This window comes from Neisseria gonorrhoeae (assembly GCF_013030075.1).
GTDB lineage: Bacteria > Pseudomonadota > Gammaproteobacteria > Burkholderiales > Neisseriaceae > Neisseria > Neisseria gonorrhoeae.
Map to the genome: position 1 here is coordinate 1563328 of NZ_AP023069.1, position 21572 is coordinate 1584899.

The 21572-nt window shown below is 47.0% G+C and carries 24 protein-coding genes, 1 tRNA gene, 2 rRNA genes and 1 pseudogene; 4 read left to right on the forward strand and 24 right to left on the reverse strand.

The window, feature by feature from the left end; genetic code table 11:
- Window positions 1–195: 195 nt before the first annotated feature.
- Complete coding sequence (locus tag HT085_RS08175) at window positions 196–849, forward strand: IS1595 family transposase (RefSeq protein ID WP_115067325.1); 654 nt, start codon at window positions 196–198, stop codon at window positions 847–849.
- Here HT085_RS08175 and HT085_RS08180 read toward each other — a convergent pair.
- Complete coding sequence (locus HT085_RS08180) at window positions 817–2079, reverse strand: hypothetical protein (RefSeq protein WP_020996890.1); 1263 nt, start codon at window positions 2077–2079, stop codon at window positions 817–819. The genes HT085_RS08175 and HT085_RS08180 overlap by 33 nt on opposite strands.
- A 196-nt stretch (window positions 2080–2275) precedes the next feature.
- On the opposite strand from HT085_RS08180, the gene HT085_RS08185 reads away from it, so the two are divergent.
- A tRNA-Glu gene (locus HT085_RS08185) sits at window positions 2276–2351 on the forward strand.
- Between the two features lie 215 nt (window positions 2352–2566).
- Here HT085_RS08185 and HT085_RS08190 read toward each other — a convergent pair.
- Window positions 2567–2719, reverse strand: coding sequence for a hypothetical protein (locus HT085_RS08190; RefSeq protein ID WP_003689760.1), 153 nt, complete (start codon window positions 2717–2719; stop codon window positions 2567–2569).
- Window positions 2720–2778: 59 nt separating this feature from the next.
- Between HT085_RS08190 and thiD the strand changes: the two genes are divergently transcribed.
- Window positions 2779–3585, forward strand: coding sequence for a bifunctional hydroxymethylpyrimidine kinase/phosphomethylpyrimidine kinase (thiD, locus tag HT085_RS08195; protein WP_003689761.1), 807 nt, complete (start codon window positions 2779–2781; stop codon window positions 3583–3585).
- A gap of 57 nt (window positions 3586–3642) precedes the next feature.
- Here thiD and tehB read toward each other — a convergent pair whose 3' ends face one another.
- Window positions 3643–4512 carry an SAM-dependent methyltransferase TehB gene (gene tehB / locus HT085_RS08200; protein ID WP_003705511.1) on the reverse strand — a complete coding sequence of 290 codons (870 nt, stop codon included), beginning with the start codon at window positions 4510–4512 and terminating at the stop codon, window positions 3643–3645.
- A 112-nt stretch (window positions 4513–4624) separates the two neighbouring features.
- Between tehB and rnhA the strand changes: the two genes are divergently transcribed.
- Complete coding sequence (gene rnhA, locus HT085_RS08205; protein ID WP_003689763.1) at window positions 4625–5062, forward strand: ribonuclease HI; 438 nt, start codon at window positions 4625–4627, stop codon at window positions 5060–5062.
- Between the two features lie 330 nt (window positions 5063–5392).
- Here rnhA and HT085_RS08210 read toward each other — a convergent pair whose 3' ends face one another.
- The 21 genes and pseudogenes from HT085_RS08210 to HT085_RS08305 form a co-directional block, all read right to left on the reverse strand.
- Window positions 5393–6355 carry an IS110 family RNA-guided transposase gene (locus tag HT085_RS08210; protein ID WP_048596793.1) on the reverse strand — a complete coding sequence of 321 codons (963 nt, stop codon included), beginning with the start codon at window positions 6353–6355 and terminating at the stop codon, window positions 5393–5395.
- 511 nt (window positions 6356–6866) lie between these two features.
- Window positions 6867–7226, reverse strand: coding sequence for a hypothetical protein (locus HT085_RS08215; RefSeq protein ID WP_003689732.1), 360 nt, complete (start codon window positions 7224–7226; stop codon window positions 6867–6869).
- A gap of 120 nt (window positions 7227–7346) precedes the next feature.
- Window positions 7347–8432, reverse strand: a complete 1086-nt coding sequence (locus tag HT085_RS08220) for a zonular occludens toxin domain-containing protein (RefSeq protein WP_003691565.1) — start codon at window positions 8430–8432, stop codon at window positions 7347–7349.
- Between the two features lie 9 nt (window positions 8433–8441).
- A complete protein-coding gene (locus HT085_RS08225; RefSeq protein WP_047917922.1) occupies window positions 8442–8732 on the reverse strand; it encodes a DUF2523 domain-containing protein in 291 nt (96 codons plus the stop codon).
- Window positions 8711–10252: an IgG-binding virulence factor TspB family protein gene (locus HT085_RS08230; RefSeq protein WP_425325815.1), complete on the reverse strand. Its 1542-nt coding sequence runs from the start codon at window positions 10250–10252 to the stop codon at window positions 8711–8713. The genes HT085_RS08225 and HT085_RS08230 overlap by 22 nt, the downstream gene beginning before the upstream one ends.
- Window positions 10239–10556: a DUF1132 family protein gene (locus tag HT085_RS08235; RefSeq protein ID WP_014580264.1), complete on the reverse strand. Its 318-nt coding sequence runs from the start codon at window positions 10554–10556 to the stop codon at window positions 10239–10241. Before HT085_RS08235 ends, HT085_RS08230 begins: the two co-directional genes overlap by 14 nt.
- 127 nt (window positions 10557–10683) lie before the next feature.
- On the reverse strand, window positions 10684–10962 hold the full coding sequence (locus tag HT085_RS08240; RefSeq protein WP_003691583.1) for a hypothetical protein: 279 nt from the start codon (window positions 10960–10962) through the stop codon (window positions 10684–10686).
- A 6-nt stretch (window positions 10963–10968) separates the two neighbouring features.
- On the reverse strand, window positions 10969–11187 hold the full coding sequence (locus HT085_RS08245; protein WP_003691584.1) for a major capsid protein: 219 nt from the start codon (window positions 11185–11187) through the stop codon (window positions 10969–10971).
- Window positions 11188–11260: 73 nt separating this feature from the next.
- On the reverse strand, window positions 11261–11458 hold the full coding sequence (locus tag HT085_RS08250) for a hypothetical protein (RefSeq protein WP_003689600.1): 198 nt from the start codon (window positions 11456–11458) through the stop codon (window positions 11261–11263).
- 4 nt (window positions 11459–11462) lie between these two features.
- Window positions 11463–11753, reverse strand: coding sequence for a hypothetical protein (locus HT085_RS08255; RefSeq protein WP_012503914.1), 291 nt, complete (start codon window positions 11751–11753; stop codon window positions 11463–11465).
- 44 nt (window positions 11754–11797) lie between these two features.
- Window positions 11798–13147, reverse strand: a complete 1350-nt coding sequence (locus HT085_RS08260; RefSeq protein WP_025455830.1) for a replication initiation factor domain-containing protein — start codon at window positions 13145–13147, stop codon at window positions 11798–11800.
- Between the two features lie 138 nt (window positions 13148–13285).
- On the reverse strand, window positions 13286–13708 hold the full coding sequence (locus tag HT085_RS08265; protein ID WP_003691751.1) for a very short patch repair endonuclease: 423 nt from the start codon (window positions 13706–13708) through the stop codon (window positions 13286–13288).
- A 5-nt stretch (window positions 13709–13713) separates the two neighbouring features.
- Window positions 13714–14310 (reverse strand): TIGR02391 family protein, encoded by a 597-nt coding sequence (locus HT085_RS11915; protein WP_012503916.1) that lies wholly within the window; start codon window positions 14308–14310, stop codon window positions 13714–13716.
- 189 nt (window positions 14311–14499) lie between these two features.
- Window positions 14500–15357: an ATP-binding protein gene (locus HT085_RS11920; protein ID WP_012503917.1), complete on the reverse strand. Its 858-nt coding sequence runs from the start codon at window positions 15355–15357 to the stop codon at window positions 14500–14502.
- 13 nt (window positions 15358–15370) lie between these two features.
- Window positions 15371–15700 (reverse strand): DNA cytosine methyltransferase, encoded by a 330-nt coding sequence (locus HT085_RS08275; RefSeq protein WP_002234365.1) that lies wholly within the window; start codon window positions 15698–15700, stop codon window positions 15371–15373.
- 38 nt (window positions 15701–15738) lie between these two features.
- Window positions 15739–16347: a DNA cytosine methyltransferase gene (locus tag HT085_RS08280; RefSeq protein ID WP_080229275.1), complete on the reverse strand. Its 609-nt coding sequence runs from the start codon at window positions 16345–16347 to the stop codon at window positions 15739–15741.
- An 891-nt stretch (window positions 16348–17238) separates the two neighbouring features.
- Window positions 17239–17688, reverse strand: coding sequence for a type IV pilin protein (locus tag HT085_RS08290; protein ID WP_002214937.1), 450 nt, complete (start codon window positions 17686–17688; stop codon window positions 17239–17241).
- An 87-nt stretch (window positions 17689–17775) separates the two neighbouring features.
- Entirely contained in the window at window positions 17776–18171 is a 396-nt protein-coding gene (locus HT085_RS08295; protein ID WP_003703428.1) for a helix-hairpin-helix domain-containing protein, read from the reverse strand.
- Between the two features lie 104 nt (window positions 18172–18275).
- Window positions 18276–18392, reverse strand: a pseudogene (locus HT085_RS11925) (competence protein ComE); the annotation flags it as partial.
- 35 nt (window positions 18393–18427) lie between these two features.
- Window positions 18428–18541 (reverse strand): 5S ribosomal RNA (rrf, locus tag HT085_RS08300).
- A gap of 96 nt (window positions 18542–18637) precedes the next feature.
- A 23S ribosomal RNA gene (locus HT085_RS08305) occupies window positions 18638–21529 on the reverse strand.
- Window positions 21530–21572 lie beyond the last annotated feature (43 nt).

Below are 21572 nucleotides of genomic sequence, written 5' to 3' on the forward strand. Positions count from 1 at the left end.
TATGTGCCTTTTTCTGATCTGAATTTTGTTTTCTTGCTGTTTTACTTTTTTTCTAGTTCTTCTTTTTTCTTTTCATTTTCACCTAGTTCAGCCAATTCTTGATTGTATTTATCCAAAGTTGCTTTTTTTTGAGACAATCGTTTCTGCTTAACATTCGGGTCTGTACCAGATTAGCAGATATGCTACCCTCGAAATATGAAGATAACACACTGCAAATTAAAGAAAGAAGTACAAAAAGAACCGCTCCGTTCTTTTGTACCGGAAGTTACCGCCCGTTCTGCCGCCGATATTTTGGGTATCCATCCCGATTCGGCGGCACTGTTTTACCGTAAAATCCGCACGGTTGCCAACCATCGTTTGGCCTTGGCTGCCGATGAGGTTTTCGAGGGCCCCGCCGGGCCGGGCGCAAGCTGTTTCGGCGGACGGCGTAAAGGCAGACGCGGTCGCGGCGCGGCAGGAAAAGCGGTTGTCTTCGGCATTCCGAAACGCAACGGGCGGGCCTATACCGTTGCCGCGGACGATGCCGAGCCTGAAACGTTGCTCCCTGCCGTCAAAAAGAAAATCATGCCGGACGGTATTGTTTATGCCGATAGCCCGGGCAGCCGCGGCAAGTCGGACGCGGGCGGTTTTACCCGTTGCCGCATCAACCGTTCCAAGGAATTTGCAGACCGTCGGAACCACATTAACGGCATTGGGGATTTTTGGAATCAGGCAAAACGCGCCTTGCGGAAATACAACGGAATCGATCGTAAACCTTTCCCGCCGTTGTTGAGGGAATGCGAATTTCGATTTAACTTCGGCACACCGTCCCGGCAGCTAAAAATCCTGCGGGATCGGTGTGGAATTTAGGGATAATCTAGTACAGCCCCTAACATTCAGCTTTTTCTTTTCAATCGACTTTGTATCGGGGGTTAATTCATATCCGTCCGCATCCACGGTTAAGGCAAACATATCTTTCCCTTTGGCAAAGCTCCTTTTCCCGATATGGGCTTCCCCTTCAAAATAAGAGTCTTTGTTGGCAAGGTTCACGCTCACGCTGCCGCCGTTGTAGGCGAAAATATCGCCTTTGATTTTGACAACCTTGCCTTCCCCGCCGACAACCTCGACTTTGCTGTATTTCCCGTCAATCGCAAACGCGCTGCCTATGCTTTTGGGCCTGCCTTGCTCGTCATAAACCGGCGTTGCAACGATATCGACGTTCCCACGGAAAATCGCTTCCATCTTAGAACCTTCCGGAATCTGCTTCTTATTGCCTAATTTGCGGCTTGAATAGAAGCCAAAACCGTTGCTTTCCGCCTCTTCCTGTCCGTTCCTATCGATTTTAATGTTTACATCGCCCTTGAACTCCATTGTGGTGATGTTTGGAGAAGCCTTGTTGAAGTTGATGTCTGAGTTACCATAGTGGTTGGCGGTAATGCCCTGTCCTTTATCTTTTCCTGATTTGATGTTGATATTCAGCGTCGAGCCTTCTTCGGAAACAAGACGATATTCTCCCATTTTTTCACCATTATTAAGCAATAGGATACCTTCGTTACTAGAGTTGGCATTTGAGTCCGCGTCCATATTGATGGTATTGCGCCCTTTAAAGGCAAGCATCGCCGGCGCCAAGCTACTGGATTTATGCCTATCATCAGACAAAATGCCGGCAGGCGCGTTATGGGCGGCTATGGTTACGTTTTCAAAAGTAACCTTATTTTCTCCCTCATAGCTTTGATCCACCAACATCACCGCGCCGCTCCAATTCTGCCATGCGTACGTGTAACCGTTTTTATTTATATTTCTTTCAATCGAGTTATTGTCAATCGTCGGCGGGGCATCGGCAGGACCGTCTGCCAATTTGCCTTTTATCGTAATGTTGTTCGTACCGCCGTTGGCGGCAATGATGAGGGAATTTAAGGGTTTGACTTCGGTTCCGCCATTAAGGGTATAGTTGTTCTCTTGCCCTTGTTTTGCGAGGACGAGGGTGTATTTGTCTGTCTTCTCTATCGTTCCACTGTTTGCAGCGGCCGCCCCTTGCGCGTGCATAGAAGCGGCCGCGAAGCCAAGTAAGATGCACTGAACTGTCTTCTTTTGTTTCATCGGTTTTTCCATTTTGAAGGTATGTGATTTTTATCATTATATGCTTAAATCATTGACACGCCCCCAAAAAAAATGAATTGCTTGATATTCCAATGTTTTTTATCTTGTGATACGGTCAGACAAACGCCCCCTGACATTCGTTTAGACGGCATCGTATTGCTAAATTTCTATAAGTATGTATAATGTCCGTTTCCACGCGCCCATCGTCTAGAGGCCTAGGACACTGCCCTTTCACGGCGGCAACCGGGGTTCGAATCCCCGTGGGCGTGCCAATTCAAAAACCTGCTTGTTTCAAGCAGGTTTTTTATTATGAATCGTTATTCCCGCAATTTTTCGTCATTGCCGTGAAAACGGGAATCTAGAACCTCAAACTTTCAGATAATCTTTGAATATTGCTGTTGTTCTAAGGTCCGGATTCCCGCCTGCGCGGGAATGACGGAATTTTAGGTTTCTGTTTTTGCGGGAATGACGAATGAAGCGTGCCGGTTTATACTCGCCGCAACACGCGGTTCAGACGGCATCGCCCTCTTTTTTCATTATCAGTTGCTACGATGCACCCCGCTGCCTTGCCCTGTGCCTTGTCCTGCAATACGACATAATAATGCACCACAAACCCCGCGCTGCGGTTTTCAGACGGCATTGCCTGCTTTTTTACAGGCAGTAGCCCTTTTTATCGGACGCAATATTAAGGAGGAACAAATGAAAGGCTCTTTTGTGCAGACGCTTGCCATCGCCGGTTCGGATTCGGGCGGCGGTGCGGGCATTCAGGCGGATTTGAAAACGTTTCAGATGCGCGGCGTGTTCGGAACGTGTGTCATCACCGCCGTTACCGCGCAAAATACCTTGGGCGTGTCGGCGGTTCATCTCGTCCCGACCGAAACCATCACCGCACAAATCCAAGCAATCAGGGAAGACTTTGACATCCGCGCCTACAAAATCGGTATGCTCGGCACGGCGGAAATCATCGAATGCGTTGCCGACAAGCTGAAACACTGCAGCTTTGGCAGGCGCGTACTCGACCCTGTGATGATTGCCAAAGGCGGTGCGCCGCTGTTGCAGGATTCCGCCGTTGCGGCACTGACGCGCCTGCTGCTGCCGGACACGGACATCCTGACCCCCAACCTGCCCGAGGCGGAAGCCTTGACGGGCGTGCATATCGAAAACCGTAAAGATGCGGAACGTGCGGCAAAAATCCTGCTTGATTACGGTGTCAAAAATGTCATTATCAAAGGCGGACATTTGAACGGCAGCACAAGCGGACGCTGCACGGATTGGCTGTTTACGCAAAACGAAACGCTGGAATTGGACAGCCCGCGCTTTCCGACCGCCCACACGCACGGCACGGGCTGCACGTTTTCCGCCTGCATTACCGCCGAGTTGGCAAAAGGCTTAGACGTTTGCAAAGCCGTACAGACTGCCAAGGCCTACATCACGGCGGCAATCTCAAACCCTTTGGAAATCGGCGCGGGACACGGGCCGGTCAATCATTGGGCGTATCGGGACTAGACGTAAAAATGCCGTCTGAACGCCTTTTCGGGTTCAGACGGCATCGTCCGGCGCGGCTTATCCTGGTTTTTTCGCCAGCATAGTTACAAATTTAAACCGTATCGGGTTGCCGTTTTCGTCTTTGGCGTGCATCGCGCCCAATTCTTCTTTATATTCGACCAGCTCCCAATCCCGATAATAATCCTTCAGCTCGCCCTCTTTAAATTTGAAGGGGAACGGCATCGGGCAGGGGAAATCCGCCGTATCCATTGCCGATACGATTAAGTTGTACCCGCCCGCCGCCGTATGCGCCTGCATATCGGCAATCACGTCGGGCACGCGCTGCGGCATCAGGAACATCAGCACCACCGTTGCCACAATATAATCAAACTCGCCCTGAAGGGCGGCGGCGTTCAAATCATATTCCAGCGTGCGGACGTTCAAACCCTCCGCCTCTGCCAGTTCCGCCACGTTTGCCAACGCGGCGGGATTGCAATCGGCAGCGGTTACATCAAACCCCTTCAAACCCAGGAACAGCGCGTTGCGCCCCTGTCCGCAGCCCATATCCAACGCCCTGCCCGCCGGTACGGTATCCTGTGCCGCCGCGACCGCAGAATGCGTGGCACTCATCCCGTATTTTTTGTGAAAATAGTCTGCCGCCGCGCAATACAGCGACAAACGGATTTCGGCATCGTCCGTTTTCGGTTTGACCGAAAACACCTGCTGCGGCGCAAACACGCAATCGCCGCTTTCCGCCGACCAAACCTCTGCCGCCCCGTCCGGTGCACGGACTTCGACATCGCCCTGCAACACATTCAGGCAGACCCATTCCCCTTCCTCGGACGAATAACCCGACAACAAAACTTCCGGCAGGTTTTCCACTTTCCATACAGGCATTTGTCCGAAACAAAACAACTCGCCACTTTGACCCACTATCCGCTCCTTCATATTCAAAAATAAAGTTGCACATTATATGCCTATTTCAATCCGCCGCAATCTTTCAGACGGCACGACGCACAAACCGCTTATAATCACGCCGGACACCACACAAAGGCACGATATGGACACACCCGTTTACCTCTACACGGACGGCGCGTGCAAAGGCAATCCCGGCGCGGGCGGCTGGGGCGTATTAATGCGCTACGGCAGCCGCGAAAAAGAACTTTTCGGCGGCGAAGCGCAAACCACCAACAACCGCATGGAGCTGACCGCCGTTATCGAAGGGCTGAAATCGCTCAAACGCCGCTGCACCGTCATCATCTGCACCGACTCGCAATACGTCAAAAACGGCATGGAAAACTGGATACACGGTTGGAAGCGCAACGGCTGGAAAACCGCCGCCAAACAGCCCGTCAAAAACGACGACTTGTGGCAAGAACTCGACGCTCTGGTCGGGCAGCATCAAGTCAGCTGGACTTGGGTTAAAGGACACGCGGGACACGCGGAAAACGAACGCGCCGACGATTTGGCAAACCGTGGCGCGGCGCAGTTTTCTTGATTGCCGCACCGACAAAAATGCCGTCTGAAACCGCTAATGGGCTTCAGACGGCATCGTCCTCCACCGTCATTCCCGCGCAGGCGGGAATCCAGAACGTCGGGCAACGGCAATATTCAAAAGCCGTCTGAAAATTTAAAAGTTCTAGATTCCCGTTTTCACGGGAATGACGAAAAGTTGCGGACAGCAGAGGAATGACGAGATACTACTTTAATTGACAACAGCATTTTTACAATTCATTTTCAACCCATTGAATTTCAATATTTGAAAATTCACCGGATTTCAGACGCGGCAAAGCAGGCATTTAAAAAATGCCTTTTTTCCTTTCGGGATTTACGCCGATTTGTAACGCGATGGATCGTAATCTCCGCCTTTCTTATGTACGTGATACGCAATAACGGCGAGTTTACGCATCAATGCTGCGATGATGACTTTTTTAGGCTTCTTCTTTTCTTCCAGCCTTTTGATGAAGCCGGGAAATGCCCTTATCCGGTATGCGACCATGGCCGGCATAAACAAGACGGCGCGTAATTTCCTGTTGCCAAACTTGGTCAGTTTGCCTTTTCCCCTTACGCTTGTCCCGGATTCTTTTTGTTGCGGGCTTAAGCCTGCGAACGCTGCAAATTTGTTTGATGTTTCAAATTTCGAAGATGTTAGATGATGAAACAATACGGCTGCGGTCATTCTGCCTATTGCCGGTATGGTTTCAAGACGCTTCACGCCTTCCTTGCAGTTAGGCTTCTCCGTCTGCTCTTTTATCTTCTCCTTTAAAACTTCAAGCTGTTCATTCATGGCTTTGATGATTTGCGCATATGCTTTGGCCGCTTCTTCATCTTTTGCCGCGTGATGACGGTTTTTCATTGCCGCGCATTCGCTTTTGATTTGCGCGTATGCTGCGGTCATCCGTAAAAGCCTGTATTGCTCGTCCGTAGGCTTCTGCCTCTTTACAAGCTCGCTTTCCTGCGCCGACCGGCAATACTGCGCTATCAGTTTTGCATCCTGTTTGCCTGTTTTGGTTCGCTTGAACCTGCTTTCTGCATACTTGCTTATTTTCAGCGGGTTCACTACGTAAACGCTGTAATACTGCGCGAAGTAGTCGGCAACTTCTTCATAATAGTTTCCCGTTGCCTCCATGCAGATATGCAGATTCTGACATCCCAAGCTTTTCAACCGGTCCGAAAACTGATCTAAACCTTTTGAATCGTTGTCAAACTTTGCCGAATGCTCCGTTTTGCCGACCATGGCGGATGCGTCAAATGTCAGCTTGGATATATCCAATCCTACGGCGTTACGCATGGGATTACCCTTATATATTCAGAATCTGTGTTCTTTGATACTACTCAATTTCACAAACAAGAAAACCGCCCGCCTATTCTCGTCATCAAACTTTAAGTTTGTGGTTTGTTCAGGCCGGACGGTTTCGGCAAAGGGTAGCTATTCCTTTGCCGTGTCTGATTTTATTTGGGTTGCAGGTTTTGGTAAAGATTCCTGTTGCGACCCGAATGTCTGATTTTTTTTAGGCGTATCTCAGTCCGGAATCACTCCGTTAGTGGGTTTGCGGTATTGAAAAACAGTTCATAAAAAAGGAAAAGGGGGTATTCGTAAAGATTGGGTAACGCACCCAATCTTTACAAAGCTTCCCCCTTTTCCTTTTTTATGAACTGTTTTTCAATACCGCAAACCCACTAACGGAGTGATTCCGGACTGAGATACGCCCAAAAAAAAACAGCCATTCTAGCAGTTAACCCCCTTCACTCCGCCCAAGCCATCCTGAGGGGTAGTGGCTGAATTTGTGATTTTGGTTTTATCAAACAAAATATTTGACTGAAGTCACATGGCGGTCGTCATATGGGGGTTCCTTCGCACCCAAAAAATCGACCGCGTAACGGTTTACTAAAACTTCATCGTCCTTAAACTTTTGGTGCTTTTTCCGGCAATATTTTCTGAACTCCGTTAAATTTGACGGCAAGAACCCGCAACCGTCTGCACCGTAAATGTAATCAACTTCAAACAAACTGTCTTTCCGGGCAAGCCGACCATCTTTAAGCCAGAACATAGGCTCGAAATAAAAAACTTTCGACGTGTCCGGGAACTTATGGAGACGGAGAACACGTGTGAAATCCCCGTTTTCATCTACAATTTTGATATATCTTGGTTTGTGAATCATGACATCCTCAGATTTAGTATTCAGAATATGATTTTAAAAAGAACTTTCTGCTTTACGACTCCGCCGCCGATTCCTTCAAACGGTTTTCCGCGCTCTTCAGTTGTCGTACATTAAATTTTATTAGGACTTTCCGCCCATTACGAGAACTTGGGGCTTGTCCGCTTTCGCGGACTGTGCCGCCTGTTCCGTCCTTTGCCGTTCGTCCTTGTAAGGATTGAAAGGCAACCCGTTTTTCACATATTCTTTACACATTATCTTTGTTATTTCTTTCAAGGGTGTTCCTTGATTTGAATAGCATGTGCAATCTGATTTTCCGCCGTCTATGCATCCGGCGATTTGCTCAAAGGTTTTTACTTGTCGGACTGTGTTATAAATAGGCTTGCTTTCGGGCTTTTCGGGCAAAGTCGGCACAAAGTCTTCAGGTTTCAGATTGTCGGAATGCTCAAAAGGCGCTGTTTCTGATGATGCCGTCTGCTCCGTCATCGTCTGCACAACGCTTTCTTTTTGCGCTTCCTGCTCAATCCGGCTGTCTGTGGCTTTGCTGTAAACTTGAAACATGCCGTAACTTTTCCAGCCTACAAACCCTACAACCGCAATCAACGCCCAAACCGCCCAAGGCACTTTTTTCTTGAACTTTTGGTGCCGGCTTGATGATTTATAGTATTTGAAGGCTTCTTTAGGCGGTTTCCAATTTGCGGCTTCTACGCCGCTTACGCCCGCGGGATTGTCCAACGAGGTTACGCATTTATACCAATAATACTGTTTCATGCCGATTGCCTTGCGTTCAAGGTGTACATGCTTTGAAACAAGGTTGCGGACGAATATATCAAGTTGGCTCGGGTGCCGCGTCATCAAAATGACGGTATGCCCGTGATGGCGGAGTTCTGTCAGTTCCTGAATATAGGGCGGAACGGGACGGCCTGCCGCGCGTACCGGGTAAGTGTAGTGCGCTTCGCCAACAATCAGCACCGCGCCTTCCGGTATGACATCACGAAGCGGGGCGGACATGATTTGCCCTTCCGCCAGTTCGCGGGCATTGAATTTTCGTTTGTCCAATCCGTCGATATGGCAGAAATAAAGCGGCCGGTCTGCCTCCGTGCCGTCTTCCAATTCCATTTTGAACAATCCGTCTTCGTTGTTCAAAATCATAGAGACGACGCGGGGGGTTTTGCCTGCCCCCATGTTTCCCGTAAACAGATAAATCATGTTTCTACCTCATCCCGGAAAGACAAACGTCAGTTTTTTGAATGCGTGCATACCAATGAAGAACGAGAATGCGCCGAACAGGCAGCCCAACCCCTGACCGAATCCCGAAATTAAAAGAAGGTTCAATATGTCGGAAGGCATGGAATTGATCGCATTTGCCGTGTAGCCTTTGAACTTTTCCAGTGCGGCGAGATACCCGGCATAGGTTACGAATGTCAGACCTGTTGCAAGGATGATTCTGACAATCAGCATTTTCAGAAGTATGCCTAAAAGTGGAATCAGGCCGGCAAGTAATGGCATTTATTCCCCCCCAACGAACCGAAAACGACAAAAGCCGACATAATGATAAAGGCGAGCAGTACGGCAAAACGGATTTTTTCGGCAAACACGCACAACGGTTCATAGCTTGCCCGATATTGCCTGCCGAAAACATGAAAGGTTTTCGGCTGCGGACATACGCCGTTAGACGGTAAAAAGTTATGTGAAGACCATGTTTTATCGTCTGTAACCTGCGGTATGCTTATATCGTGAAACATGCGGTCCGAAGGTTTGCCCATCTCCTGACAGGCTAGGATTTCCGGAAAATAATCGCACGAAAGCCCGCCGTCTTCGCCTTCTTTCCTTTCTTTGCGATGCCTGCCGTTTGGGCGGTCCGGAACGGCCGGGGAATCGGGGCTTGTTCCGGGCTGTCCGTCCGTATCGGGATTTGCATCGGGATTCAAATCGGGGTCGGGTTCGGGATTGGGGCGCGTGCCGGGGTTCTCATCGGGGTCCGGGTTGTTTGCGGGGTTTTCGGCGGGCGATACTTCGGGCGGCGGCTGTGCGTGAGGTGCTTCCGCGCTTGCGGGCGTGAGGTCGGGACGCGGGATTACTTGTACATCCGCCGTGGTGTTGCCTTGCGCGTCCCTGCCGAATGTTGCGGCAACCTGAACGGGATTCCCGTTCCTGTCCGTGACGGGCCCCATATTCACTTTTGTTCCGGGTGCGACTTCTACTTTTTCGGAATAACCGGGATATCCGGTTGCCTTTATGTATTTGTCGGGATCGGCATCGACTTTCAACGATAAAATCTCTTCCGGCTTTTTGGCATCCATTTCTTCTTTGTATTTCGGATTGCGGCCAAGTTTAAAATAAACTCGATGAATTAAATTATCACCGTTACGTACAAAACAACCGCCGCCGTTCCAAAAAAATTCACAATGACTAAAAGGAAAAAGACGCCACTTTAAAGCAGTATCTTTAGGAATTTCTTCTTTCCGTTTATCCCAAAAAGGACGAGCAATCCTTTCCATTTGACTTTCCATCAGTTGTTGGACTTCGGGGAATCTGCTGCGATCGGGCATAAGGCGCATAATCGAACTGTCAACGCCGTAGCAGCCATAGGTTCTATTAATACGTCTTTCGTCTTCGTACCAAAGGCAATTAGCATATTCGTAGCCTTTTACAAATTTGTCGGTTTCGGGATCGTATCGGCAGCCTCGTGCCTTTATGTCTTCTTTGAAAGTTTGGTATACGTCGTGGGCTAAAAGGGCTGTTCCGACATAGGGAACCGCCCTTGTGCCGAATTTCGCGCCTTGGCGGACAAGTTTGCCGACCCCCGACAATACGCCGGCGCGGGATACGCTGGCGGTTATTTTGGCGTTGATTCGGGCTTTTGCGCCCGTGGGGATGTGTGTTAAATCTACCGTTTTTATTAAATCAGATGAATAAGTTTTACTATTTTTAGGTACAAACTTATGAATTTTCGCACCTTGTCCGGTATCAACCGAAAGAGTTTCAGATATTTTTACTGCATTTGCATTCGCTTCAAACGAATACATCATCAAAATTGCAATTATCGACAATTTGGCAAAATTCAAATTTGTATGTTTTATGACCATCTTTCAAGGATTCTTTAATTACCATTTCCGAATTATCAGGAAATGATATTAACCAAATGTCATGTTTGATTCTTCTATTCCAGAAAAAAGAGAAACAATCAATAACATTTTCAGACTTATTAATCTTCGCAAATTCAACAAATTCAGATTGCGCTATAACCGCCATCGATTGCCCAAAATACTCGCTTGACGGCTGATATTTATAAAGTGCCAACTGCGCCTGAGTGATAAACGGCTTGTTCATGGTTCTGCCTTTCAAAGGTTGTTTTGAAAGCCTGATTTTGACACCATAACTTCATGCGCTCAATCCTTAAACAGAACCGCCCCGATTAATACGGGGACGGCAACGCCGAGATAGAAATAAAAATCCATCATTTCAAAACCTTTTTCAGCAGGGAAACAAAGTAAACGGACGCGAGGACGCCGAATACTATCCGGCCTGTTTCAAGACCGCTTTGCAGGTTGTCTTTCGGACTGCATTCCGCCAATGAAAGCCTTAGCGGCTGACCGTCCGACATCTTCCACATGCTGCCGTTATATTCCGGCCTGATTATCTGTCCGTTTTCTTGGATTCTTGGTACTACCAAGCTGAAATAAAGGTTTTCGGCCCGGTGCTTCTCAAGACATTTATTTCCGACTTGGCAGTACATGCCGCCTTACTTCATCACCCTCTTAACGATGGAAAATACAAAAAGCGCGGCGAAAACGCCCACTACAATCCAACCGGCTTCCATACCGTCCGCTTTTGCGGCTTCCAAAGCGTTTTTTGCCGTTTCGGGCAACGCTGCGTTTGCCTGTGCCGCCAAAGCCAGCGGGGCGGCTGTTACAACAGCCAGTTTTGCGCCGTATTTACGGCAGGTGTTAATAAATTTCATGATATTTTCCTTCAAAAAGTGTTTGGCGGTAATGGATGGAGAGTTTTTCAGACGACCGCCGAACATCCGAAAATCAGTCTTTCAAAAATCCGAATACGACAAATTCGCATTGGTTGCCGATTTCTTCCAAACCTGCGTTAACCGCTTCTTCGAAGTCGTAGAAATAATCGGCATTGGTAATTAATTTGGTATGTCCGATGTCGCCCGTTTCAGGAGAGAGATACAGAAAGTCCCCTGTTGATACGGACTGGACAACATAGACTTTCTGCATTCAATCAGCCTTTCTTAACGAATTGAAAACCGGTGACTTTCAGTTTTTGAGTTTTGCCCGTAGTGACGATTTCCACGTTCAGGTTTGCTTCGATCGGAAATTGGGCGTTTCGGAACTGCTCGAAATTGGCAGAGCCGCCGAAATCGTATTCAGTAGTAGAGCTGCCCAATGCGTTGCCTTGGGAGCTGTCTAAGGGTGTGGCGACAATCAGGCGGCAATAGTCGAAGCTCTTGCCTTCGATTTGTCCGTTGAATTTTTTAACGCCGACGATGTGGCCTTGAAGTTGGATGTTCATTTTTTGGTTTCCTTGTGTGATTAAACGTCTTTCGGGCAGACACTTTAAGCCCATGAAATCGGTAGTCTTGCGAATTTGTCGTAAATGAAGTTGTTATAGCTTTCTTCATTGTTGACGTGTTTTTGCTGTTCAAGCTGTTTTTCAAGATTCTCGTAATATTCGTACATATAATAAGGGTCATTGTACGGTTTGAATGCGGGCTGTTCATGAATGACTTGAGATTTCAAAAAGGCGCAGTCGTAGGCTTCGAGAGCCAAAGACTTGGGCAGCTTGTGATGACTCGGCTCAATCAGTTCAAACAGTTTGGCTTTGTCCAATTCGGGAAAAATGAATTTCAGACCGTTTGCCGCACGTCCGAACTGTTTTTTTACCCATTCAAGGCAGCGGTCGGCTGAAACAACCTTATCTTCCTTAACCGCGTGTATGCGCGTTGCCTTTTGGGCGAATCGTTCGCAAATGGGATATGCGCCGCCGAAATATTCGCCCGGATTCTGCAAAACTTCGAAAGGGATAACGATGTCTTTTGCTTTGAATTCAATTTCAAAGCGCGTCCATGTGCTTGTTTTATCGCCCAACTGCTTGCCTTTTTCATAGACGCGGACATATTTGGACGATTCACGGGAGCCGATACCATAGGTCTTGCCTTTGGTCATTTTGGCTTCATCGTCTTCTTCCCAATCCGACCCCAAACATTCGCCCTTCGGTTTGACGTGATGGCACGTAAACAAACCTTTATTGCGGTCTTCTCTTGCCTGATTCGGGCTGTACTCTCCGTTGAAAAAGTCTTTTGCAATGTCAACGCGCGTTATTTTTGGACGAATCGCATTTGTCAGAAAATCAAAAAGCCTTGATTCCCATCCAATATTTGCAGCATTGCAGCCTACCGCCGTCAATTCAACCAACATCGTTTCACGTTGGCCGCCGTAATGGACGCGCCCGTATTGGGCATTTTCCGTTCCCATCAGCCAGCAGCCTTCATAGAAACGCCCGCCCGAATGCTTGGCTTTTTCAATGATTCCGAATCCGAAAATTTCCTCCATCTTGGCGGAAGCCGCGCGTATGAAATCGTCATCATCGAACAAATCAAACGAAAGTCCATAAACATGGAAAAACGTGTCTTCATGAATTGAAAATGTGATTTGGTCAATGAAAGCCGAATCTGATACACCGCGCCTAAGAGGAACGCCTAACAGGTTTCCTTTACCGTCCGTTATGTACGTTTCGTAACATTCGAAGACTTCCTGAACCCTGCCCGCCGTTTCGGTTTCTGTGCCCCCCCCTGTTAGATAAGGGGGGGGGGGAAGATTCGAAGCGGTTGCCGGCTTCCTGCCGTCCGCCGGCGCCTCCGTCATCACGCCGGCAACCTCCTTTGTCATCCCTTGCTTATCTTCCATTTGCGAATCCTCAAAAACGGGCAAAAAAAAAGCCCTGTTACTTGTAGAAAGTAAAGGGCGTTAATTTTTGTTAATCACCCCTTCTTAGGGACGCAATATATAAGGGTCTTAATTAAAGGAAGATGCCGTCTGATTTTTTCAGACGGCATCTTTTATTTCCTCGACCAACCGATTTAATCGCTCCCTACAAATAGCTTTATTTTTTAATTCGCACTCCCAAACGACAATCACTTTGAAACCAATCTTTTCCAGCTCGGTTTCATTTTTAATATCACGTTCGCGATTTTTTGTGATTTTTTCCAACCAAAAATCCATATTGCTTTTCGGGATATGTCCTTTATTACAAGAATGCCCGTGCCAAAAACAGCCGTGTATAAACACGACTGTTTTATATTTAGGCAAAACGATATCCGGTTTGCCTGCATAGCGCTTATCGTTTTTCCGATAACGGAAACCTTGGGAAAAAAGAAATTTCCTTACCAATACTTCCGGTTTGGTTTCTTTGCTATGGATTTTTGACATCACGAAGGAACGTTTGGATGGAGTGAAAATATCGGTCATAAAATTTAAGGCGATGTAGGTTTAGCTCGTTTTTTTGTTTGTTCCACTTTTCTCAATAAATATGAAACTAAGCTGATTAAATCCAAAGCATCCTTGTCATTAAAAATACTAGGAGATAAATTTGCTCTTAACTCATGTTGCACAGGATTTCTAAATCCAGTCCATGTTCCGCATGCAAGCTGTTCAAGACCATCTTCTAAATTTTGTTCCGCCTGCGTTTTGTTATTCGTTAATAGAAGCATAGATTTTTTACTCCCGAAGGCTTTTTCAATCAATTCTCTTCCGTCTATGCTATGAAGACCTGTCTGCTTCTGAACCTTATCTTCGAAAACTTTAACTGCCTCGATTGCAGCACTTAAATAATCCTTCTTTTCATTGTAAAAATCGTTACAGGCAGTATGCAAATCCTGATGCAAATGCCGCCAATGATAGTAAGGATATTCTGGAATAATACTATGTAAGGCAGAGATTACTTCCGCTTGTTCTTTATTTGTAAGCTCCGAATCTTCCAAACGATTCAAAATAACTTCTACCGGTTCTCTTTCCTTTTCTGGCAATTTGTTTTTCCAATTTTCGATATCAACTCCGCTTTCACCTTTCACTTCGTAATCTTTCTCTTTTTTTCTTCTTTTTCTCCAATCTTGCCCGATGGCTCAGACGATTTCCCCAAGGAAAACCCGTAATTTTGAAGTTTTAGGATGCTTCCAATCCAATGATGTCCTATCTGTAGCGATTAAATCTTCACCATCATTATCTATAAAATCAATACTTAACCATCCTGTCAGATAGGATTAGAAATGGCTGGATTCGCTATCAGTGAAAAACTCGGGCATATTTACCATTCTGCCGTTGGCAAACAAGGTAATACCTTTCATATTATTCTTTAAAGGTTTTTCCGTTGTAATGAACTTACCTTGTATTAATCCGCTGTATTCATACTGTTCGAATTTTGAAGATAACGATGAAATATTGGTTGCTAGATCCTGGTATTCCCATTCGAATTGTGGGGTAACAAGATTATATTTTAGGTTTCCGTCAATGATTCTTGGTTCCGAGCCGTTCAAGCTTACTTTGATTTTAAAATCCTGAGCCGGAAAATCAAATAAACGGGAAAGATGCCCCACATAATTATCTAACGGGTATCCTTGTTTTTTCGTCAGCTCGGTTAAAGTTATAGTTGTTCCGTTTTCGGTATTGGGTTTAACAGACTCTTTCTGAAACTCCGGTTGATAAATACGCTCACTTTTTTTAATCTCTGCATAATCCAAAGTAAAAGTAACCCGTTCGTTTCCTTGGATAGTAGAGATTTCGATTTTGTTGCCAAGCCTGAATAATGCCAATTTACCAAGACCTTTTTTACCCGTTGGAATTCTTCCGCACGGGGAGGCTTGTTTTTCTTCCCTTCTGTTCCGACCGATTCTCAAATAAAAATCATTGATTTCATCGAAGCTCATTCCTATGCCATTATCTTTAATAACGATTTTATGCTCCGGTTTATCGAATAACCTAACTTCCACTTCCGTAGCACATGCATCGTAGGCATTCGCTATCAACTCGGCAATCGCAGGAACAGTGTGCGAATACATCTTTACACCCAAATGTTCGATTACGGTTGGCTCGAAACTCATTTTCAATTTTTCTTCAGACATGTTTTCTCCTTTTCTAACATTCGATATTATCAACAATTGCCCTGCCTATTTTTTCCGCATACATCGGAGGAACGGCATTACCAATCAAACGGGCTATCTTGTCCCTACTGCCCGCTTTAAAGACATAGTTACGAGGGAACGATTGCAATGTTGCACCTTCTCGCAGGGATAACGCCCTATCTTCTTCAGGATGGGCAAACCGCCCGTTGGAAATGCTAAAGAATTTGGTCGTTATGGTAGGTGCGGGCTTATCCCACCATAGCCTACCGAACGTGTCTTTAAAACTATTGTCTTTTCCGATAAAACATTCCAGCTGTAATTCGGGAATATGCGCAAAAGCCAAACGGTTTCCTCCGTTTTTAGGTATCAAAGCCAATCGTTTCAAATTGATATCGGATAATCCCGCACAACTATGCATAAAATCCGTCTCGTCTTGATGTCCTGCCATAATTTTGGGAAAGCCGTTTTCCATTCCCAAAACATCGCGTACCGTAAGCCGTTTGCCCGAATACTTGACTGGTTCCAGCTTTTTTTGGTTATTCTGTTTGCAATTAACGTAAATCTTTTACGGCTTTGGGGAATTCCGTAATCAGCCGTATTGTGAATACCGAAATGGACGGTAAATCCTTTTTCTTCCAATAACTTTATGAAATTATCAAGCCCGCTTTCTTTCATTCTGCTCAGAATTCCCGGTACGTTCTCTACAACAACATATCCGGGATTGAAATATTCTACAAACCGCTGAAACTCCAAAAGCAAACTCTTGGATTTTTCCGATTTTCTTTTGTCTGTTTGAATAACACTCCAATATTGACAAGGACTACAACCTATAAGAATCAAATCATCATCATTCTTTTTTAAGCCGAGTTCTTTTTCCAAGGTTTCAGGCTGCAATTCAAAAATATCAGCCTGTATAAATTTGGCATTTATATTGGCTTCATATGTTTCTTTGCAGCTAAGTTCGTAATCTATCCCGGCTAAAACCTGAATACCGGCGGATTACATTCCATAGCTCATTCCGCCTCCGCCACAGAAAAAATCAACCGCCTTTAACTTACTGTTTTTCATTTCTATTTAAATAATTAGACTAGTGAGAACTAACTTTATATAACATATAATTTATTGCTTATCAAAAATAATTTGAGATTTTATTAAAATTCATGCATCTAAATAAGCAGAACTTAATTTCCTCCAAACGATCGGATATCTTCAAATGCACATTTCACAGAAAGGTCGTCTGAAACCCATTTTCAGACGACCTTTTTCCACTTCGCAAAACAAGAATTCCCACCCCTCTCCCCAAACATCGCCCAAACCAGTAAATTCCCCATATTTCAACAACTCCTTGGAAGCAAACCATGTCCCGTATCTACCTACCCCTCCTATTTCCGCCCCACATCGTCGAACGCGGCCTTTTGTATTTTCAGCAGGACAAGGTTCGCGATGTCCAAAAAATTTCCTTAGGGCGTTATCGGGCGAAGGTATTCGATTCGGAAAACTATTAGGCATGGTTGAAGCTGGATAGTGATTTGTACATTAAGGACGGGGCTGCGATTGCCCTTATGTCTAAAGGTGCAAACATGCCTTAAATTACTAAGCCTATAACGAATTGGAAACAAAATGCCGTCTGAAAACATCTTCAGACGGCATTATAAAATCTGTTCACCTTTTCAGATGAGTAATGTACACCCCTATACAATTTTTGCTACCATGCACCATAAATCCACGGCTAAAGATAATTGGGTTTATTCTTTTATCCAGAAACAATCCAGATACGGATCACGGGTCATAACTATAGGCTTAATATTACACGATTCTCATTCCATCAAGGCGGAAAACCGCACAAATACTGAAACACTATCGATCGATTTGTAAACAAGCCTACTTAAGTAACTTGCAGTCCTTATCATTTCCTTTAAAATAATCCAGCCCGTCACTACACGAACTGGCGGACTTCTTGCAAATAAAGGTTACTAGATTTTCATTCATCTTAATAATAAAAGGATTTTTATCTTTATCTATGGCTACCGCCTTCAACATGAATTTACTGTCTAAAGCCCCGCGCGCGATTCCATTCAAACGGATACAAAAGCCTTCTGCCTCTTTAATCGGCAAACTTGGCCATTTGGTAGATGTTTGTTTAAATCTCCCATTCTGCAGATAAAACTTTTCCATAAAATGTGCATTTTCTAACAAGGCTGCCCGCACTGCATTTATCTTTGCTTTCTCAACATAATTGCGATAGCTCGGATAAACAATTAAAGCAAGTACAGACAATATCAAGACCACTGATATTAATTCAACCAGCGTAAACCCCCGATTATCAGTCATTACTTTACTTCCAATAAGAACAGATTATTCAACATATTTCTTTGAACAGACTTACTATCCCATTCAGCAGTATGCATATTTCCCACTCTATTTTTTAACCGCAGGCAGCACCGGTTTGGCGGGGCCTTTTGGTGCGGGCGCGCCGACGGAAGCCTGGTCTTTCAGCTTCGCCAGCACCGCCGGACCGATGCCCTTCACCTTGATCAAATCGTCCACAGACTTGAACGCGCCGTTTTGCGCGCGGTATTCCGCAATGGCCTTCGCCTTCGCCGGGCCTATGCCCGGCAGCGCCTCCAGCTCCTGCTGCGAAGCCGCATTGATGTTTACCGCCGCAAGGGAGAAGGCGCAGGAGAACAGCATACAGAACAATACAAACATTTTTTTCATGGTTTTTCCTTTAAGGGTTGCAAACAACAAACCGCATCTTGCGACGATATGGCGGATTAACAAAAACCGGTACGGCGTTGCCCCGCCCCGGCTCAAAGGGAACGGTTCCCTAAGGTGATGAAGCACCGGGCGAACCGGTTCCGTACTATCCGTACTGCCTGCGGCCCGCCGCCTTGTCCTGATTTTTGTTAATCCGCTATAAAACGGGTCATTCTAAAATGAATATCCCAAAGTTTCAAGCCGTTCCTCCGCAAACCCGACCGGACACCGTACAGATGCCGTCCCGCCATCCCCGACATTTTTTCCGGGCAAAGCAAAAACCCCCGGATATCCGGGGGTTTTCTGAAAGGGTGTTTGGCAGTGACCTACTTTCGCATGGAAGAACCACACTATCATCGGCGCTGAGTCGTTTCACGGTCCTGTTCGGGATGGGAAGGCGTGGGACCAACTCGCTATGGCCGCCAAACTTAAACTGTTGCAAATCGGTAAAGCCTTAATCAATATATTCGGTAATGACTGAATCAGTCAGTAAGCTTTTATCTCTTGAAGTCCTTCAAATGATAGAGTCAAGCCTCACGGGCAATTAGTATGGGTTAGCTTCACGCGTTACCGCGCTTCCACACCCCACCTATCAACGTCCTGGTCTCGAACGACCCTTTAGTGCGGTTAAACCGCAAGGGAAGTCTCATCTTCAGGCGAGTTTCGCGCTTAGATGCTTTCAGCGCTTATCTCTTCCGAACTTAGCTACCCGGCTATGCAACTGGCGTTACAACCGGTACACCAGAGGTTCGTCCACTCCGGTCCTCTCGTACTAGGAGCAGCCCCCGTCAAACTTCCAACGCCCACTGCAGATAGGGACCAAACTGTCTCACGACGTTTTAAACCCAGCTCACGTACCACTTTAAATGGCGAACAGCCATACCCTTGGGACCGACTACAGCCCCAGGATGTGATGAGCCGACATCGAGGTGCCAAACTCCGCCGTCGATATGAACTCTTGGGCGGAATCAGCCTGTTATCCCCGGAGTACCTTTTATCCGTTGAGCGATGGCCCTTCCATACAGAACCACCGGATCACTATGTCCTGCTTTCGCACCTGCCCGACTTGTCGGTCTCGCAGTTAAGCTACCTTTTGCCATTGCACTATCAGTCCGATTTCCGACCGGACCTAGGTAACCTTCGAACTCCTCCGTTACGCTTTGGGAGGAGACCGCCCCAGTCAAACTGCCTACCATGCACGGTCCCCGACCCGGATGACGGGTCTGGGTTAGAACCTCAAAGACACCAGGGTGGTATTTCAAGGACGACTCCACAGAGACTGGCGTCTCTGCTTCCAAGCCTCCCACCTATCCTACACAAGTGACTTCAAAGTCCAATGCAAAGCTACAGTAAAGGTTCACGGGGTCTTTCCGTCTAGCAGCGGGTAGATTGCATCTTCACAACCACTTCAACTTCGCTGAGTCTCGGGAGGAGACAGTGTGGCCATCGTTACGCCATTCGTGCGGGTCGGAACTTACCCGACAAGGAATTTCGCTACCTTAGGACCGTTATAGTTACGGCCGCCGTTTACCGGGGCTTCGATCCGATGCTTGCACATCTTCAATTAACCTTCCGGCACCGGGCAGGCGTCACACCCTATACGTCCACTTTCGTGTTGGCAGAGTGCTGTGTTTTTAATAAACAGTCGCAGCCACCTATTCTCTGCGACCCTCCGGGGCTTACGGAGCAAGTCCTTAACCTTAGAGGGCATACCTTCTCCCGAAGTTACGGTATCAATTTGCCGAGTTCCTTCTCCCGAGTTCTCTCAAGCGCCTTAGAATTCTCATCCTGCCCACCTGTGTCGGTTTGCGGTACGGTTCGATTCAAACTGAAGCTTAGTGGCTTTTCCTGGAAGCGTGGTATCGGTTGCTTCGTGTCCGTAGACACTCGTCATCACTTCTCGGTGTTAAGAAAACCCGGATTTGCCTAAGTCTTCCACCTACCGGCTTAAACAAGCTATTCCAACAGCTTGCCAACCTAACCTTCTCCGTCCCCACATCGCATTTGAATCAAGTACAGGAATATTAACCTGTTTCCCATCGACTACGCATTTCTGCCTCGCCTTAGGGGCCGACTTACCCTACGCCGATGAACGTTGCGTAGGAAACCTTGGGCTTTCGGCGAGCGGGCTTTTCACCCGCTTTATCGCTACTCATGTCAACATTCGCACTTCTGATACCTCCAGCACACTTTACAATGCACCTTCATCAGCCTACAGAACGCTCCCCTACCATGCCGGTAAACCGGCATCCGCAGCTTCGGTTATAGATTTGAGCCCCGTTACATCTTCCGCGCAGGACGACTCGACCAGTGAGCTATTACGCTTTCTTTAAATGATGGCTGCTTCTAAGCCAACATCCTGGCTGTCTGTGCCTTCCCACTTCGTTTACCACTTAATCTATCATTTGGGACCTTAGCCGGCGGTCTGGGTTGTTTCCCTCTTGACAACGGACGTTAGCACCCGCTGTCTGTCTCCCGAGGAACCACTTGATGGTATTCTGAGTTTGCCATGGGTTGGTAAGTTGCAATAACCCCCTAGCCATAACAGTGCTTTACCCCCATCAGTGTCTTGCTCGAGGCACTACCTAAATAGTTTTCGGGGAGAACCAGCTATCTCCGAGTTTGTTTAGCCTTTCACCCCTACCCACAGCTCATCCCCGCATTTTGCAACATGCGTGGGTTCGGTCCTCCAGTACCTGTTACGGCACCTTCAACCTGGCCATGGATAGATCACTCGGTTTCGGGTCTACACCCAGCAACTCATCGCCCTATTAAGACTCGGTTTCCCTACGCCTCCCCTATCCGGTTAAGCTCGCTACTGAATGTAAGTCGTTGACCCATTATACAAAAGGTACGCAGTCACACCACTAGGGCGCTCCCACTGTTTGTATGCATCAGGTTTCAGGTTCTGTTTCACTCCCCTCCCGGGGTTCTTTTCGCCTTTCCCTCACGGTACTGGTTCACTATCGGTCGATGATGAGTATTTAGCCTTGGAGGATGGTCCCCCCATATTCAGACAGGATTTCACGTGTCCCGCCCTACTTTTCGTACGCTTAGTACCGCTGTTGAGATTTCGAATACGGGACTGTCACCCGCTATGGTCAAGCTTCCCAGCTTGTTCTTCTATCTCGACAGTTATTACGTACAGGCTCCTCCGCGTTCGCTCGCCACTACTTGCGGAATCTCGGTTGATTTCTTTTCCTCCGGGTACTTAGATGGTTCAGTTCTCCGGGTTCGCTTCTCTAAGCCTATGTATTCAACTTAGGATACTGCACAGAATGCAGTGGGTTTCCCCATTCGGACATCGCGGAATCATAGCTTTATTGCCAGCTCCCCCGCGCTTTTCGCAGGCTTACACGTCCTTCGTCGCCTATCATCGCCAAGGCATCCGCCTGATGCACTTATTCACTTGACTCTATCATTTCAAGAACTTCTTTGACTTCGTTTACCTACCCGTT